Here is a 16,502-nt window from a genome sequence, read left to right as displayed (position 1 = left end):
TTTTATAAAATATAGACCACAAATTAATATCTTTTGTGTTTTTTTAAAAATTAATGTATTATAATAATATATTAAGGTTTGTGATAATTCTTAGGAGGCTTTATGATATTAATATTTGCAGTAGATGAAGAATGGAAGATAGGATACAGAGGTGACATGCTTTATAAAATCTCAGAGGATTTAAAGCGTTTTAAAAGGTTGACAACTGGACATATAATTATTATGGGAAGAAAGACCTTTGAATCTCTACCTGAATCTAAGGCTTTACCAGATAGGATAAATATAATAATGACTAGAAAAAAAGACTATAATCCTAAAAATACTATTGTAGTAAATTCTAAAAATGAATTAATAAATATTTTAGAAAATGTAAATCCTAAAAATGAAATGATAAACTATGTAATAGGCGGAGGAATTGTAGCAAAAGAGCTTTTAGATTATTGTCACAAGGCATATATAACAAAAATATATAGAAATTTTGAAAATGCAGATGCTTCACTTCATAATTTAGATGAGGATGAAAATTGGGAGGTAGAAAATACATCTGAAGTATTAACCGACGGAAATGTACAGTATAAATATATAGATTATAAAAGAGTAGATAGATAAAAATTATAATATGGGTCAATGTTTAAGGGGGATTAAATAATGGATGTTAAAATACTTAGTGATAGTGCATGTGATTTACCGGAAGATATAATTAAAAAATACAATATAGATATATTGCCTATAGTAGTTTTAAAAGATGATAAAGAATTTTTAGATAGAGTAAGTATTAGCCCGGAAGAAGTATATAATGGAATGAGAGATGGACAAATCTATAAAACAGCTCAAATTCCACCAAATATATTTAATGAGAAATTTGAAGAATATGCTAAAAAAGGAGTTAAGGTCATATATCTATCTTTTTCTTCTCAATTATCAGGTACTTATCAGACTTCAACCTTTGTTAGAGATAGTATACTAGAAAAATATCCTGATTTTGATATAGACATAGTAGATACAAAGGCGGCATCTTTAGGATTTGGGCTTCTAGTACTAGAAGCGGCTAAAATGTCAGTAGAAGGGAAAACCAAAGAGGAAATATTAAAAAGAGTGAGATTTTGTAAAGATAATATAGAGCATATATTTACTGTAGATGATATAGAATACCTTTTTAGAGGGGGTAGAGTATCTAGAACACAGGCATTTGTAGGAGGACTTTTAAATATAAAGCCTGTATTAAATGTAGAAGATGGGAAATTAGTGCCATTGGAAAAAGTAAGAGGGAAAAATAAGGTCTATAAAACCATGTTAAATATCATGGAGAATAGATTAATAGACAGCAAAGATCAGATTGTAGGAATAAGCCATGGAGACAATTTAGAAGGTGCTAATAAACTTAGAGAAATGATAAAAGAAAGATTTGGAGTAGATAGTTTTCTAATAAACCCTATTGGAGGTGCTATAGGAGCCCATGTTGGGCCAGGAACTTTGGCTATTTTCTTTTTAAAAGAAAAACATCATAATTAAGATTAAAACTGAGCGGAATTATCCCTCAGTTTTTTTAAAAAATTTATATATAGAGAATTAAGTGTAGAAATAAGGGTATAAACTAATAATAAACTTAACTGGGGGGATTTCATGAAGAATATAGCAGCATTTTTTGATATAGACGGTACAATTTTTAGAAATTCATTGATGATAGAACATTTCCAAAAGTTGATGACTTATGAAGTAATAGATCCAGCTATTTGGTATACAAAAGTAAAAAAAGTATATATGGAATGGGAAAGAAGATTTGGTGATTTTGAACAGTATCTAGAAATCTTGGCAGCAGTTTATTTAGAAGAATTAAAGGGTGTAGATAAGGACTATATGGAATTTATAGCAGCTAATGTGATAGAGGTCAATGGAGATATGGTCTATAAATATTCGAGAGACCAAATAGAATGGCATAAGAAAAAGGGACATAAAGTATTTTTCATATCTGGAAGTCCAGATTTTTTAGTATCTAAAATGGCTGAAAAATATGGAGTGACAGAATACAAAGGGAGCCTATATGAAGTAGATGAAAATAATAAATTTACAGGAAACATAGTACCTATGTGGGATTCTAAAAGTAAACAAAGAGTAATAAACAAGCTAATTATAAAATATAATGTAGACTTGAAAAATAGCTATGCATATGGAGATACTACTGGAGATTTATCCATGCTAAGAATGATGGGTAATCCAATAGCAATAAATCCCAATAAACCTCTTTTAGATGCTTTGAGTAAAGACTCACTCTTATCTCAAAAGACAAAAGTAATTGTAGAGAGGAAAAATGTAATTTATAAATTAAATCCCTCTGTAGAAACAATAGAATAGGAATAAAAATAGATACATGGACATACTATTATCTTAGAGGTGATAGTTGTGAAAAAGCTTTTATGTATCTTTTTACTTATATTAATTACTATTATAACCCTAGGTTTTAGATCTGTAGACCCCTATATTTTTTCTATGGAGACTTACTATCCATTATATTCTGATATAGGATGTGGATATTTAGAATTAGAAATAGAAATGAGCCGAGATGGCAAATTTATATCGATACTAGAGGATGTTTTTAAAAATCCCCCTAGAGAAGGACTAGTCCCTTTAATGACAGAAGACACACATATAAATAATATATATTTAGACTCAAAAGATATGGTTTTATGTATAGACTTCTCTAGAGAGTTTATGGATGACACTTTAGGCTCTAGTTTAGAATATGAAAGATTAATTAGCATAGTCAATACACTGGGCAAATTTTATAATATAGATAAGGTATATATATCTATAGAAAAGAAACCATATGAATCAGGACATTTCATGTTGAGAACTGGAGAGTTTTTTAGGGTGAATTTTAAAAATATAATAGAAATAAATTAGGTCCTGAACTATCAGGACCTTTAATCACTCTTCTTCAGTTTCTTCTTTACTGCTTTTAGGATTTTGTTTCTTATCTTTTCTTCCTTTTGACTTTTTCACATTAATCCTCCTCAGAAAATATTGTATTATATAGTATGTCAAAATTTAAAAATTTTAAACATTAATTTCAATATAATTTTACTTTTTGCCTAATTCATATAAAAAACGAGAATTTTCAACTGATTTACCATTTATACTTTGCATGGTAAGTAAACTTAAATGTCGCTTGGATCTAGTCATACCAACATAAAAAAGTCTTCTCTCTTCCTCTAATAGACTTAGATTACTCTTATTAAGTCCATCTATACTTGAATTACTTGGGAACTCACCATCTACTAAATCTATTATATACACATTGTCGAATTCTAACCCCTTAGCACTATGGATTGTAGATAGGGTCAATTTATTTGTATTATTGTGACAATTATTGCAAAGGTATTTTATAGACTTTAAACGACATATAAAACTATTTAAATCTTGACAATTTTCTCCAATCAATTTTAAATAATACAAGATATTACTTAAATTATCATAAGAATCTGTCTTTATCGCCTTTTCCTTTAGATATAAGTCATATTCTAAATAGTCCTCAATATATCTTATGGATTCTGTGGGTTTTAATTTTGAGATTCTTTTAAAGTCAAACTTTAACTCTCTAAGATTTTTTTTATAGAATTCATTTATTCCAGGGTATTGTTTTATCCTATCAAAAACACAAATATTTCCGTCTAAGGTTTTTATATAATTGATATGTTTTTTGGATATATATCCTTTAATTTTATAATAAAAGTTTTCATATAAACTTAAATCCTTAGTATTATTTGCAAAGGACATAATTTGAAGGATATCATTTACTACCCAATGAGTGAAAAATCTATTTTTTTTATCACCAATATAAAATGGAATTTTAAACTTTTCTAATATATTTATAATACCGATAGAACTTAGATTATTCCTGTATAGTATGGCAGTATCTCCTAGGTCTTTATCCTTTATATTTTCCATGAGATATTCATATTGATCTTTTTTAGTCTTTAGTTTAACTATATTTATAGGTTCTAAATAGTCATTATCCGTTATGATGTTTTTTTCATATCTACTTTTATTTGTCTTTATAAATTTATTAGAAATAGATACTATATTTTTAGTAGATCTATAGTTTTTCTCCATGAAAAATACTTTTCCATCCTTATAAATATTATTAAAATTTAATAATCCTTCAGGATATGCCCCTCTAAAACCATATATAGATTGATCATCATCTGCTACTATTATTAAATTATTTTTTGGTGCAGCTAAAATTTTTATTATCTCCATTTGAACTTTTGAAGTATCTTGTCCTTCATCAATCTGTATAAAATCATATTTTTCTCTGTATTTCCTCAATAAATAAGGATCCTTTTGTAATATTTCCCAGGAAATAGTCAACATATCATCAAAATCAATCATATTATTTTGTTTTTTATAATTTTCATATATATTGTATATTTTTAGGAAATTAGGGATATTTGGATTTTCATCCCTCGTATATTTATCTGCAGAAATCATCATGTTTTTTATGAAGCTCATAGAATTAAACAATAACTCTAACTTATCTTCAGTTATATAGTCCTTATTTATATCTAAATAGATTTTTTTTATTAAATTGAATTTATTTATTTTATTTTTGGTATCTTCTATTAATCGATATTTAATTTTTTTAATAAAGGCATATTCTCTTAATAATTCAAAACAAAAAGAATGGATAGTTGAAAAATACACCTTAGAACTTAAAGAATCTTGAGAGACTACCTGGTCAAATCGTGCCTTCATATCCTTAGCAGAAGCCTTACTAAAGGTTATGGAAAGGATTTTTTCGGGATTTATGTGGTGATTATAAATTAAATTATAAGTTCTATGAACTAATACAGTAGTTTTTCCTGCCCCTGGAACTGCAAGTATTAGGGCAGGACCATAGATGTGATTAATAGCCATTTTTTGTTCTGTGCTAAGTTTCATCAAATCAACTCCTCTTAACTCCTTATATATTAACATAAGAAGGATGAGAATTGTAATAATAAGAATATTTATGTTTCTACACAGGAAAGGATGGATATATTATATAATATATCTCTTAAAGAAAATCACCAGGAAAAGGCGGTGTTTAAATGAAAGGTTTTTTAAAGAAATTTGATTATTTTTTTATAGATTTAATAAACGGCAAGATGAAAAATGATTTTTTTGATAAATTTATGTATACAATTACGGATTTAGGTGGTGCAATTTCTTCGACAATTTTCACTTTAATTCTAATCTTAATTGGGAATAATAAATTTAAACTTATAGGACTTGAAGCTTTAGTAGTTTTAGGGATAAGTCAGATAATAGTTCAGTCTCTTAAAATCTTTTTAAGTAGGGAAAGACCCTACAAAATAATGGAAAAATTAAACACCTTTGGATTCGACTTAAAGGATTACTCTTTTCCATCTGGACATACTACAGCAAGTTTTTCTATTGCCACAACTTTGTCTTTAAATATACCTAAGATTTTTATCTTGGCTTTTTTCTTAGCTTTTATAATAGGAATTTCTAGAATATATTTAGGTGTTCATTATCCTACAGATGTAATAGCAGGGATAATTTTAGGGATAAGTTCCTCAGTAATAGTCCATATGTTTTTAATAGAATTAATAAAAGGAATAATATATTAGTATAATAAATTTATATTGATTTATAGAAAAAAATTAAGGTATATATAAGATATATATTATAAATACTTAAATGGAGGGGTTTTTATGTTAATGAATAAGTTTTTAGAGGAGAGAACATCTACTAGAGAATTTGAAAAAAGAGAAGTAAGTCAGGATATTATGAATAGAATAAAAGAAGATATACCCTTTATAGAAGGGGAAGAGGGATCTTCAAATATAGAATTCAGACTATATGAATATGGGAAAAACATTTCTGAAAATCTTAAAAACAAAGCTGGATATGCAGGAGTCATGATAGAGAGTCCTCATTATATAGCTCTTGTGAAAAAAAACAATGAAGATATGACAATAATTTCAGGGGCATATCATATGGAGAAATTGGTAACTCGTTTAAATTCTTATGGTTTGGGGACATGTTGGATAACTGTAAATAATTTAGATACAGGGACTAAAGAGAAAGTTTTTGGAGATGTAGATGGTGATATAGATTTCATCCTTGGATTTGGACATTCAAAAGCAAAGAGAGCATATCAACAAAATGTAATTAGCGAAAAGATTAGTGCAGAAGAATTAGTCTTTAAAGATCAGATCGGTAAAAATATAATGTCAGATGATCTTCATGCTCAAGGACTTATAGATTTATTTTATTATGTTAGATATGCACCATCTAAAAAGAACTTACAGCCTTGGAGATTTTTACTTGAAGATGATGGGAAAATAACTTTGTTATTAGGTTATGAAAAATGGGATAATTCTTTGCTTGTAGATGCTGGAGTTATTATGTATTATTTTGAAGAGTTGGCAAAACGACAAGGTTCGACAAGCAAATGGCAATTAGTAGAGCCAAAGGAAGTAGAAAAATGTGGGAAAAAATATAGATATATAGCCAAATATCAATTATAAAAATATAATAATAGCTATATTGAATTCTATAAGAGTATTAAAAGTAGAGGAATAACCCTCTACTTTTTTTTTATATTGTGTTAAACTAATATATATAGTATATAGAGGTGTTAAAATTGGCAAAAAATATATCAAAAGAACAAAAGAAAAAGAATTATATAATATTAGCGGAGAATTTCTATTTAGCTGGAGATAAGCTTAGAGCTGTAGAGTTTTATAAAAAAGCATTAGACTTTGATAAAGACCCTGATAGAGATGTGGGGATTTTGTTTAATATAGCAGCTATTTATGATGAATTAAATATGCCTAAAAAGTCCTTAGAAACTTATAATAAAATAATAGACATAGATGAGGATAATCAAGGAGCATACTATGGAGTAGCTATAATGGAGGAACAATTAGGAGATGAAGAAAAAGCCTTAGAGTATTATTTTAAGGCAATTGAAAAAGATAATGCTTATGATAGAGCCTATTATTTTGCTGCTAATTTATATGACAAAAGAGGAGATAAGGAAAAAGCTATAGAATTATATAAAAAGGTAATCAAATTAAAAGATGATGACTATCATGCCTATAATAATTTAGGTTCCATATATGAAGAAAGTGGAGATTATTACTTAGCATTAGAGATGATAAAAAAAAGCATAGATATAAACCCTAATTTTTATAAATCACTATTTAATATGGGAGTAGTATATAAAAGATTAAATCAAAATCAAAGGGCAATTGAATACTATTTAAAGTCCTTAGATTTAAATAGAGAGTATCATTATACATACTTAAATCTTTCTGCCATATATATAGAAGAAAAAAGATATCATAAGTCTATAGAGATATTGACTGAGGGTATTTCCTATAATCCCTATGCTGAAGTCTTATATTATAATAGGGCCTGTTCCTACGCTATACTAAAGATGGAATCCAAGGCTATAAAGGATATTAGAAAGACTTTAATTCTAAAGCCATCAAGTATAAACTGGGTATTAAAAGATAAAGACTTTAAAGAATTATATAATAATGAAGATTTCAAAAAAATAATAGAAGAATATAAAATACAAAATAATAAGGAGAAATAAAATGATAATAATTAAGACACCAGAACAAATTGAAAAGATGAAAAAGGCAGGAGAAATCCTAGCTAGTCTTCATAAAGAAATAAGAAAAATAATAAAACCAGGTATTTCCACAATGGATATAGATAGTTTTGTAGAAGAGTATTTAGACAAAAGAGGGGCATATCCTGAACAAAAGGGATATAGTGGGTATCCATATGCTACTTGTGCATCAGTAAATGATGAAATATGTCATGGTTACCCTAGGGAAGAAAAGCTAAAGAATGGAGATATACTTACTATAGATATGGTAGTAAATTTAGATGGATGGTTGGCAGATTCTGCATGGAGCTATGCAGTAGGAGAAATTTCAGATGAGGCCCAAAAACTATTAGATGTTACCAAGAATTCTCTATATTTAGGAATTGAGCAGGCAAAGGTAGGAAATAGATTAGGAGATATAGGTCATGCTATTCAATCCTATGTAGAGTCTCAAGGATTTTCTGTTGTTAAAGATTTTGTAGGACATGGAATAGGAAAAGATATGCATGAAGATCCTCAAGTTTTACACTATGGCAAAAAAGGAAGGGGAACTAGATTAGAAGAAGGAATGGTAATTACAATAGAACCAATGGTAAATATGGGAAAATACAATATGAAGATAGATGAAAATGGTTGGACTGCTAGAACTGTAGATGGCAGTTTGTCGGCACAATATGAGCATACTTTGGCTATTACAAAGGAAGGACCCGTTGTACTTACAGAACAAGATATATAGAATAATATAGATATTACTGTGTATAGTAAAGTAAAGAAGATAAGGAGTTACAGTATTTAGGAGGGATATAATGAGTAAAAGTTATTCAAAGCTAGAAGAATTGTTAAATAGTATCACCCATGGTGTAGGTGTAGTATTTGGTATAGTTGCCCTTACTGTATTACTTGTTCTAGGTATTAAAAAGGGAGATGTTCCTTCTATAGTTGCATTTAGTATATATGGAGCTTGTATTATATTAATGTTTTTAGCCTCCACTTTGTATCATAGTTTTACAATAGAAAAAGTAAAGAAAGTCCTTAGAGTATTTGATCATTCAGCAATATTCCTCTTTATAGCAGGAAGCTATACTCCTATAGTTTTACTTACTTTAACAGGGAGATTAAAAATTTTTATGTTAGTAGGAGTATGGACCATAGCTTTATTAGGTGTGTTATTTAAGATATTAACCTACGGGAAATTTGATAGATATACTATTGTTTCACTGATAATATATATTGGCATGGGATGGATTGCATTGATTCCTATAAAAGCTATAGTTGATGCTACCTCCATTAAATTTTTTTATTGGATATTAGCTGGAGGATTACTTTATACTTTCGGTACGATTTTTTATAAAAGTAAAAAAATCCCATTTAATCATGCCATATGGCATGTCTTTGTATTAGCTGCAAGTGTAACTCACTTTTTAGGAATAGTGTTTTATTTAGCTTAAGTAAAATGTGTAAATATTTGCATCCTTCTTATTATTAAGGTATAATATAATAAATATAAATATAAGGAGGATGATTATGTCAGAAAGAAATGCAAACAAAAACGAGACAAAAGGATTTCTTAAAAGCGTTGAAAGAATAGGAAATGCACTTCCTCACCCAGCTATGATATTTGTATATCTTAGTTTAGCAGTTATAGTAATATCTGCAATAGTAGCTAAAGTAGGAGAGCCTGTAACCTATTATGATGCTAAAGCTGGAGAAGAAGTTACAAAGTCTGCAGTATCTCTATTGAATGCTGATGGTTTAAGGTATATGTTCAATAGTGCAACTAAAAACTTTACAGGATTTGCGCCGTTAGGGACTGTACTTGTAGCCATGCTAGGAGTAGGGGTTGCAGAATGGTCAGGACTTATTAATACATCTTTAAAGAAAATGCTTTCAGGCGTAAACGCTAAATTTTTAACTGCAGTAGTAGTATTTGCTGGTATTATGTCAAATATAGCTTCAGATGCTGGTTATGTAGTAGTTATACCTTTAGGAGCAATAGTATTTGCAGGGGCAGGTAGGCATCCAATAGCAGGTTTAGCAGCAGCTTTTGCAGGTGTATCTGCAGGTTTCTCTGCAAACTTAATAATAGGTACTTTAGATCCACTACTTGCAGGTATTACAAATGAGGCTTTAATGAGTGCAGGTATTGATTATCAAATTAATGCAACTGCAAACTTATACTTTATGATAGTATCAACATTTTTACTTGTAATATTGGGAACTTTTGTAACTGAAAGAATAGTAGAAAAGAACTTGGGAACTTATGAAGGAGATTATATTCCTACTCAAGACCCAATAACAGATACTGAAAACAAAGGACTTAGAAATGCAGGAATAGCACTTGCATTATTTGCAATATTAATGGGTTTCTTAATGTTTACTCCAAATGCGTTATTTAAAACTGTAGATGCAAAGGGCGAATTAAACTTAAATGAGTTTATGCATGGTGGTTTGATTCCTTTAATCTTATTATTATTTATGATACCAGGATATACCTATGGTAAAACCGTAGGAAAGATAAATGATAGTAGAGATTTTGTACAAGCTATGACAGAAGCTATGAAGAGTATGGGTGGATATCTAGTATTGGCATTCTTTGCTTCTCAATTTGTTAACTATTTTAGCTATACAAACCTTGGTAGTATACTATCAGTAAAAGGTGCTGAGTTATTAAAAAGTATAGGATTTGTAGGATTACCACTTATTATAGCGTTTATCTTAATTTCAGCATTCTTGAATTTATTCATGGGTTCAGCTTCAGCTAAATGGGCTATTATGGCTCCTGTATTTGTACCTATGATGATGGAATTAGGACTTACTCCAGAATTAACTCAAATAGCTTATAGGATAGGAGACTCAACTACAAATATTATAACTCCACTAATGAGTTATTTTGCTATGATAGTTGTATTTGCTCAAAAATATGATAAGAAAAGTGGTCTTGGTACACTTATATCAACTATGATACCTTATACAGTGACGTTTTTAATAGGATGGACTATTTTACTTACTGTTTGGTATTTCTTAGGATTACCAATAGGTCCAGGCGCTTTTATACACATGTAATTTAATCAAAAGATAAAAAATGAGGCCGAAATTTAGCCTCATTTTTTTATAAAAATAGGAGGAGAAAAATGATTAACGAAAAAAGATTATTAGATAGGTTTTTAGAATATGTACAAATAGATAGTCCTACAAAAGAAGAAAGAGAATTTGCAGACTTTTTAAAAGGTGAAATGGAAAAATTAGGATTAGAAGTTGTTATGGATGATGCAGGAGAGAAAGTAGGAAGTAATTCTGGGAACTTAATTGGTAGATTAAAAGGAAATACAGATGGTGAAAGTATACTATTTAGTGCCCATATGGATACAGTATCTCCTGGCAAAGGAATTAAGCCAATAATAAAAGATGGAGTAGTATATAGTGATGGTACTACAGTTTTAGGTGGAGATGACAAAGCTGGTATTGCTGCTATAATGGAAGCTTTGGAAATTATAAAAGAAAAAAATATTCCGCATGGAGATATAGAAGTAGCCTTTACAATATATGAAGAAGGCGGACTTCACGGTTCTAAAAATTTAGACTACAGTAAGCTAAATTCAAAGCTAGGATTTATTTTAGATAGTGGTTCAGAACCTGGATATATAATAGTTCAAGGTCCTGCACAAAATAAAATAAATGCTAAGTTTATAGGTAAAAAAGCACATGCAGGTGTAGCTCCAGAAAATGGGATAAGTGCAATTCAAATAGCTTCTGAAGCTATTAGTAATATGAAATTATTGAGAATAGATGAAGAAACAACTGCCAATATTGGTTCTATAAATGGTGGAGAAGCTACAAATATTGTTACGGAAATAGTAGAATTCAAAGCAGAAGCTAGAAGTCTAGATGATGAAAAATTAAAAGTTCAAACTGATCATATGGTAAAATGCTGTGAAGAAGCTGCAGATAAGTTTGGAGGAAAAGTAGAAGTAGAAGTTATCAATGCTTATGGAGCTTTTAAAGTAGATAAAGATGAAGAAATAGTAAAAATGGTTACTAAAGCTTGTGAGAATATAAACTTAGAAGCCTTTACTACTACTTCAGGTGGAGGAAGCGACACAAATATATTAAACCAAAATGGAATAAAGGCGATTAACTTAGGAATAGGAGAGAGAAAGCCTCATACACTAGAAGAACATATTCATATTAAGGATTTAGAAAATGCTGCAAGACTAGCATTAGAAATTATAAAAGTATATGCTTAATAGTTTATAGTTGATTATTCTCCTTTTTTCTTGTAAAATTATTAGGGTTAATTTAATTTTACGAGGGATTAGGAGAATTTTTATTATAAATTTATGTAAATTAGTACCTATATCATGCTAAGGAAATTAAAATACTATACTTACAGATAAATATTGTGAATATTCCAGAAATAGTATATACTAAGGATATATTATTTTGAACTCTACAAATCTATTGGTACATGTATGTGTCTAGGCCACATGTTAAAGAGGATATTTTTTGAAATTTTTAATATAATTTAGGAGGTAAATATGGAAGCTATTGAAGCTATAATGACGAGAAGAAGTATTAGGAAATTTACTGATAAAGAAGTCACAGAAGAACAAATTGATATAATACTTAAAGCAGCATTTCAAGCTCCCTCTGCCCACAATAAGCAGAATTGGGAATTTGTAGTGACAAAGGATAAAGATATTTTAAAAACTATAGGAGAATTTCACCCTTTTGGTAAGATGATACCTAATTGTAGTGTAGCTATTACAGTTTGTATAGATAAAGATAAAGAAGATAATGTAGGCTTTTTTGTTGCAAATGCATCGGCTTCAATACAAAATATACTACTCTCCAGTCATGGACTAGGTTTGGGAGCAGTGTGGTGTGGAATATATGGTGTGGAAGATTTAATAAATAATACTAGAGAAGTATTGAACTTACCTGAAAATATAATTCCTATTGGAATTGTTGCTATTGGCAATAAAGTAGAAGATAAAATGAGGAAGGATAGATTTGATAGAAATAAAATTCACTATAATACATGGTAGGAAGTGGTGATTATTATGGATGAAAAAATTATTGTATTTAGAATATTATTAGCTGCAATACTTGGAGGGCTAATAGGACTGGAAAGAGAGGCTAGTAATAGACCGGCAGGTTTTAGAACTCATATATTAGTAAGTATAGGTTCCACACTTATTATGTTGGTTTCCATGAATGCTTTTGATTATAGAGCTGACCCCTCTAGGGTTGCGGCACAAGTAGTAAGTGGAATAGGTTTCTTAGGTGCTGGTACTATTATGAAAACAGGAAATAATGTTAAAGGTCTTACTACTGCTGCAAGTCTTTGGGTATGTTCTGCTATAGGTTTAGCCATAGGTGGAGGATACTATGTTGGAGCAATTGTGACAGTTATAGTAGTTTTATTTTCTCTAATAGCAGTAGGTTCCATAGAAAATAAATTATTCAAGGGTAATCTTAGAAACATTGAGATAACAGGAAAATCTAGACCAGGATTTGTAGGGGATATTGGGACTGTATTCGGAAGACACGATATAGCTATAAGAAGTATAAATATGATGTCTACTGAATTAGAGGAAGAAGAAAAGATAGAAGACATAAGTTTTGTAGTAAAATATCCACATTCTATAGACTTACATAGACTATATAGAGATATATATAATATAAAGGGAGTCCATAAGATAATAATAAATGGTGAAGAACTAATAGACAAATAATATTATGGTAGGAGATAGAAATGAAAAATAAAAGATACCTAATAATTTTTATGATTTTTATATTATTTTTAAGTGTAGGATGCAAGGATGCAAATATAGAAAAAGTACAAGATGATAAAACACAAGATGACAAAACAAATGACAAAGGAGAGATTGAAGTGAGTTTAGAACAATTAGAAATGCCAAAAGAAGGAGAAAGAATAGGAGTAATAAAAACTAATTATGGAGAGATAAAATTTAGACTATTTGAGGACATAGCTCCCAAGGCTGTTGAAAATTTTAAAACTTTAAGCTATGATGGTTACTATGATGGGATTATATTCCATAGAGTTATGAATGATTTTATGATTCAAGGGGGAGACCCAACAGGTACTGGTAGAGGTGGTACTAGTATATGGAATGATAAATTTCCAGATGAATTTGACCCAAATTATCATAATTTTAGAGGGGCTTTATCTATGGCTAATTCAGGACCAAATACAAATGGAAGCCAATTTTTCATAGTTCAAAGTCCTAGTGTAGGAGAAAATATGATTAAAGAGATGGAAGAAGTAGGAGAAAAGGCAGGATATTCAAAAGCAGTTTCAGAGGCTTATAAAGAATTAGGAGGAACTCCTTGGTTAGACTTTAAACACACAGTATTTGGTCAAGTATTTGAAGGAATGGATATAGTAGATAAAATAGCAAGTGTTAAAACAGATGCTAATAATAAGCCTATAGAAGATGTAGTGATGGAAGAAGTAAAAATAGTAGAATATAAAAAATAAGAACATCTAAAATAAGCCATACATATGTATGGCTTATTTTTAATCTCTCCAAGTGATAAACTTCTTTTCAAGAATTGAAATTATTTTGTACATAATAGCAGATATTATAGCTAATACTACAACACCCATCATTACTATATCTAATTTAAATACTTGACCTCCATAGACTATTAGATAGCCTATACCTGCTTTAGAAACTAAAAATTCACCTACTATTACTCCTACCCATGATAGTCCTATATTGATCTTTAAAGTACTTATTAGATCTGGGATGGAGGCAGGGATAATTAGACTTTTCAATACCTGGAATTTCGTTGCACCAAAGGTATGCAAAAGTTTTATCTTGCTTTTTTCCACAGATTTGAAACTATCATACATATTCATAATTGTAATTACTATTGAAACTGATATTGCTGTTACAATTATACCTGAATATCCTGCACCTACCCAAATAATTATAATCGGAGCCAGGGCAGTTTTGGGAAGGCTATTTAATATAACAAGATAAGGATCTAATACCTTTGCCCAAAAATCTGACCACCAAAGAAGTATTGCTACTATTATTCCCAAAATAGTACCACCTAGAAAACCTACTATTGTCTCAGATACAGATATGAAAATGTGGTGAAAAAGCTCTCCTTGGCTTATATATTGGAAAAATAATTTTACAATACTAGAGGGTCTACTAGTTAAAAAGGTATCTATAAGTTTAAAATATGCAGCTAATTCCCAAAGGATTAAAGCTAATATAATTAAACTTATTTGAGTGGTAGTTATTATCTTATTTTTCTTCTTAATGTCTTTTATATATTCTAAATGCTCCTTTGACATCTCTTTATTAGACATGGATATCCAACTCCTTCCATATCCTATTGAAATAGTGCCTAAACTCTTGGGCTTCTCTACATTTCAAAGGAGATTTACCCTCAGGACAGGTCAAGACTATTTCTATAATTTCCTTAACTGTACCTGGCCTATTACTTAGCATAACAACTCTATCACACATGCTTATAGCTTCTGCTATATCATGGGTAACCATGATAGCTGTCTTTTTGTTTTCTTTTAATATAATTCCTATTTCATCTGATATAGCAAGTCTAGTTTGATAGTCTAAGGCAGAAAAAGGCTCATCTAAAAGTAATAAATCAGGCTCTAGTATAAGGGTTCTTATTAAAGCTACTCTTTGACGCATACCTCCAGATAATTGATTTGGAAAGGAATATATGAAGTCGCCTAATCCATAATCAGTCAACATATCTTTAGCCTTTTGGACTAATTTGTCATTTAATTTATTTTGTATTTCAAGTCCTATTAATACATTATCTAAAATATTTCTCCATTCAAAAAGATGATCTCTTTGAAACATATAACCTATATTTTTTAAAGGTTTATCTACTATTTTCCCATTTACCTTAACATTTCCCTTAGTTGGCTTTATTAAACCTGAAACAATAGATAATAGAGTAGACTTTCCACATCCACTTGGACCAACTATACCCACTATTTCATCTTCATAGATATTTAAACTTAAATTTTTTAAAGCTTCGGTTTCTTCGGCTAAAGTATAGTAGGTGATACTTATATCATCAATTTGTACAATTAAGTTTTTGTCCATCTCATCACTCCCACAAGAATCTATATAGTAATTATTATATTCTGGACTAATTTTTTGGTGAGTTTATTGAGATTTATCTATTAGTAAAATATATTTATAAATGATATAATAATAAAAGTCAAAGACTTTAAGGAGGTAGACTATGCATCAATATAAAGGAAAACTAATAATACATACAGGATCTATGTTTTCAGGTAAAACTTCAAGTTTAGAAAAAGATGTAAATAGATTTAAAATAGCAGGATATAAAACTATTGCCTTTAAGCCAGCAGTAGATACTAGATATGAAAATTCTAAAATAACAACCCATGATAAGACTTCCCTAGATGCAATTTTAGTAGAAGGGATAAAGGATATTAAAAAATATTGCCAAGAAGTAAATCCAGCTGTAATAGCTATAGATGAAATTCAGTTTTTAGGTGGAGAAACACAAGAGATATTAGATACTATAAATGATTGTCTAAAGAAAAATGTAACAATTATATTAGCTGGACTTGATTTAGACTTTACGGGACAAGCCTTTGAGATAGTAAAAGAACTAATGCCAATTGCAGATTATTTACATAAACACCATGCAGTATGTGTCAAATGTGGTACAGATGCTTGGGTAAGTCACAGAAAGATTAAAGATAAGGAGAGAGTTGTCATAGGGGCAAGTAAAGAATATGAGCCATTATGCAGAAGATGTTTTGTAGAAGAAAGGAAGATAGAAGAAGATATACTAAATAAAAATCAAGTAAGCTTTGAACTGTAAGCAT

The 16,502-nt window shown here is 29.5% G+C and carries 18 protein-coding genes; 15 read left to right on the top strand and 3 right to left on the bottom strand.

Annotation, left to right across the window (positions count from 1 at the left end):
• Positions 1 to 102: 102 nt before the first annotated feature.
• The 4 genes from AC4PG3_RS10555 to AC4PG3_RS10540 all read left to right on the top strand — a co-directional run bounded on the left by AC4PG3_RS10555 (position 103) and on the right by AC4PG3_RS10540 (position 2,901).
• A complete protein-coding gene (locus tag AC4PG3_RS10555; protein WP_492196593.1) occupies positions 103 to 609 on the top strand; it encodes a dihydrofolate reductase in 507 nt (168 codons plus the stop codon).
• A gap of 39 nt (positions 610 to 648) precedes the next feature.
• Positions 649 to 1,512, top strand: coding sequence for a DegV family protein (locus tag AC4PG3_RS10550; RefSeq protein WP_492196592.1), 864 nt, complete (start codon positions 649 to 651; stop codon positions 1,510 to 1,512).
• Positions 1,513 to 1,623: 111 nt separating this feature from the next.
• Positions 1,624 to 2,352: an HAD family hydrolase gene (locus tag AC4PG3_RS10545; RefSeq protein ID WP_492196591.1), complete on the top strand. Its 729-nt coding sequence runs from the start codon at positions 1,624 to 1,626 to the stop codon at positions 2,350 to 2,352.
• 48 nt (positions 2,353 to 2,400) lie between these two features.
• A complete protein-coding gene (locus tag AC4PG3_RS10540; RefSeq protein ID WP_492196590.1) occupies positions 2,401 to 2,901 on the top strand; it encodes a GerMN domain-containing protein in 501 nt (166 codons plus the stop codon).
• A 177-nt stretch (positions 2,902 to 3,078) separates the two neighbouring features.
• Here the strand turns inward: AC4PG3_RS10540 and AC4PG3_RS10535 are convergent, their stop codons facing one another.
• Complete coding sequence (locus AC4PG3_RS10535) at positions 3,079 to 4,938, bottom strand: ATP-dependent helicase (RefSeq protein WP_492196589.1); 1,860 nt, start codon at positions 4,936 to 4,938, stop codon at positions 3,079 to 3,081.
• Between the two features lie 149 nt (positions 4,939 to 5,087).
• Between AC4PG3_RS10535 and AC4PG3_RS10530 the strand changes: the two genes are divergently transcribed.
• The 10 genes from AC4PG3_RS10530 (at position 5,088) to AC4PG3_RS10485 (ending at position 14,129) form a co-directional block, all read left to right on the top strand.
• Positions 5,088 to 5,630, top strand: coding sequence for a phosphatase PAP2 family protein (locus AC4PG3_RS10530; protein ID WP_492196588.1), 543 nt, complete (start codon positions 5,088 to 5,090; stop codon positions 5,628 to 5,630).
• 84 nt (positions 5,631 to 5,714) lie between these two features.
• A complete protein-coding gene (locus AC4PG3_RS10525; RefSeq protein ID WP_492196587.1) occupies positions 5,715 to 6,533 on the top strand; it encodes a nitroreductase family protein in 819 nt (272 codons plus the stop codon).
• A gap of 116 nt (positions 6,534 to 6,649) precedes the next feature.
• On the top strand, positions 6,650 to 7,609 hold the full coding sequence (locus AC4PG3_RS10520; protein WP_492196586.1) for a tetratricopeptide repeat protein: 960 nt from the start codon (positions 6,650 to 6,652) through the stop codon (positions 7,607 to 7,609).
• Between the two features lies 1 nt (position 7,610).
• On the top strand, positions 7,611 to 8,363 hold the full coding sequence (gene map / locus AC4PG3_RS10515; protein ID WP_492196585.1) for a type I methionyl aminopeptidase: 753 nt from the start codon (positions 7,611 to 7,613) through the stop codon (positions 8,361 to 8,363).
• A gap of 70 nt (positions 8,364 to 8,433) precedes the next feature.
• Complete coding sequence (gene trhA, locus AC4PG3_RS10510; protein ID WP_492196584.1) at positions 8,434 to 9,075, top strand: PAQR family membrane homeostasis protein TrhA; 642 nt, start codon at positions 8,434 to 8,436, stop codon at positions 9,073 to 9,075.
• 76 nt (positions 9,076 to 9,151) lie between these two features.
• Positions 9,152 to 10,690, top strand: a complete 1,539-nt coding sequence (locus tag AC4PG3_RS10505; protein WP_492196583.1) for an AbgT family transporter — start codon at positions 9,152 to 9,154, stop codon at positions 10,688 to 10,690.
• A 68-nt stretch (positions 10,691 to 10,758) separates the two neighbouring features.
• Entirely contained in the window at positions 10,759 to 11,871 is a 1,113-nt protein-coding gene (locus AC4PG3_RS10500; protein ID WP_492196582.1) for a M20/M25/M40 family metallo-hydrolase, read from the top strand.
• 291 nt (positions 11,872 to 12,162) lie between these two features.
• Positions 12,163 to 12,672, top strand: a complete 510-nt coding sequence (locus AC4PG3_RS10495) for a nitroreductase family protein (protein ID WP_492196581.1) — start codon at positions 12,163 to 12,165, stop codon at positions 12,670 to 12,672.
• Positions 12,673 to 12,687: 15 nt separating this feature from the next.
• Positions 12,688 to 13,362 (top strand): MgtC/SapB family protein, encoded by a 675-nt coding sequence (locus AC4PG3_RS10490; protein ID WP_492196580.1) that lies wholly within the window; start codon positions 12,688 to 12,690, stop codon positions 13,360 to 13,362.
• A 179-nt stretch (positions 13,363 to 13,541) separates the two neighbouring features.
• A complete protein-coding gene (locus AC4PG3_RS10485; RefSeq protein ID WP_492198225.1) occupies positions 13,542 to 14,129 on the top strand; it encodes a peptidylprolyl isomerase in 588 nt (195 codons plus the stop codon).
• A 39-nt stretch (positions 14,130 to 14,168) separates the two neighbouring features.
• Here AC4PG3_RS10485 and AC4PG3_RS10480 read toward each other — a convergent pair whose 3' ends face one another.
• On the bottom strand, positions 14,169 to 14,975 hold the full coding sequence (locus AC4PG3_RS10480) for an ABC transporter permease (protein WP_492196579.1): 807 nt from the start codon (positions 14,973 to 14,975) through the stop codon (positions 14,169 to 14,171).
• Positions 14,968 to 15,744, bottom strand: a complete 777-nt coding sequence (locus AC4PG3_RS10475) for an ABC transporter ATP-binding protein (RefSeq protein WP_492196578.1) — start codon at positions 15,742 to 15,744, stop codon at positions 14,968 to 14,970. The genes AC4PG3_RS10480 and AC4PG3_RS10475 overlap by 8 nt, the downstream gene beginning before the upstream one ends.
• 142 nt (positions 15,745 to 15,886) lie before the next feature.
• Here AC4PG3_RS10475 and AC4PG3_RS10470 point away from each other — a divergent pair, with 142 nt between their 5' ends.
• Complete coding sequence (locus AC4PG3_RS10470; protein ID WP_492196577.1) at positions 15,887 to 16,498, top strand: thymidine kinase; 612 nt, start codon at positions 15,887 to 15,889, stop codon at positions 16,496 to 16,498.
• The last annotated feature ends 4 nt before the right edge of the window (positions 16,499 to 16,502 follow it).

The sequence above is a fragment of the Tissierella sp. QWL-11 genome (genome assembly GCF_058683765.1).
This window is presented reverse-complemented; position numbering and strand designations above follow the sequence as displayed.

Excerpts from the sequence above, each read along its gene's own strand:
- AC4PG3_RS10555 (WP_492196593.1), top strand. The coding sequence starts at position 103 with ATGATATTAATATTTGCAGTAGATGAAGAATGGAAGATAGGATACAGA.
- AC4PG3_RS10550 (WP_492196592.1), top strand. The coding sequence starts at position 649 with ATGGATGTTAAAATACTTAGTGATAGTGCATGTGATTTACCGGAAGAT.
- AC4PG3_RS10545 (WP_492196591.1), top strand. The coding sequence starts at position 1,624 with ATGAAGAATATAGCAGCATTTTTTGATATAGACGGTACAATTTTTAGA.
- AC4PG3_RS10535 (WP_492196589.1), bottom strand. The coding sequence starts at position 4,938 with ATGAAACTTAGCACAGAACAAAAAATGGCTATTAATCACATCTATGGT.
- AC4PG3_RS10530 (WP_492196588.1), top strand. The coding sequence starts at position 5,088 with ATGAAAGGTTTTTTAAAGAAATTTGATTATTTTTTTATAGATTTAATA.
- AC4PG3_RS10525 (WP_492196587.1), top strand. The coding sequence starts at position 5,715 with ATGTTAATGAATAAGTTTTTAGAGGAGAGAACATCTACTAGAGAATTT.
- map (WP_492196585.1), top strand. The coding sequence starts at position 7,611 with ATGATAATAATTAAGACACCAGAACAAATTGAAAAGATGAAAAAGGCA.
- trhA (WP_492196584.1), top strand. The coding sequence starts at position 8,434 with ATGAGTAAAAGTTATTCAAAGCTAGAAGAATTGTTAAATAGTATCACC.
- AC4PG3_RS10505 (WP_492196583.1), top strand. The coding sequence starts at position 9,152 with ATGTCAGAAAGAAATGCAAACAAAAACGAGACAAAAGGATTTCTTAAA.
- AC4PG3_RS10500 (WP_492196582.1), top strand. The coding sequence starts at position 10,759 with ATGATTAACGAAAAAAGATTATTAGATAGGTTTTTAGAATATGTACAA.
- AC4PG3_RS10495 (WP_492196581.1), top strand. The coding sequence starts at position 12,163 with ATGGAAGCTATTGAAGCTATAATGACGAGAAGAAGTATTAGGAAATTT.
- AC4PG3_RS10490 (WP_492196580.1), top strand. The coding sequence starts at position 12,688 with ATGGATGAAAAAATTATTGTATTTAGAATATTATTAGCTGCAATACTT.
- AC4PG3_RS10485 (WP_492198225.1), top strand. The coding sequence starts at position 13,542 with ATGCCAAAAGAAGGAGAAAGAATAGGAGTAATAAAAACTAATTATGGA.
- AC4PG3_RS10480 (WP_492196579.1), bottom strand. The coding sequence starts at position 14,975 with ATGTCTAATAAAGAGATGTCAAAGGAGCATTTAGAATATATAAAAGAC.
- AC4PG3_RS10475 (WP_492196578.1), bottom strand. The coding sequence starts at position 15,744 with ATGGACAAAAACTTAATTGTACAAATTGATGATATAAGTATCACCTAC.
- AC4PG3_RS10470 (WP_492196577.1), top strand. The coding sequence starts at position 15,887 with ATGCATCAATATAAAGGAAAACTAATAATACATACAGGATCTATGTTT.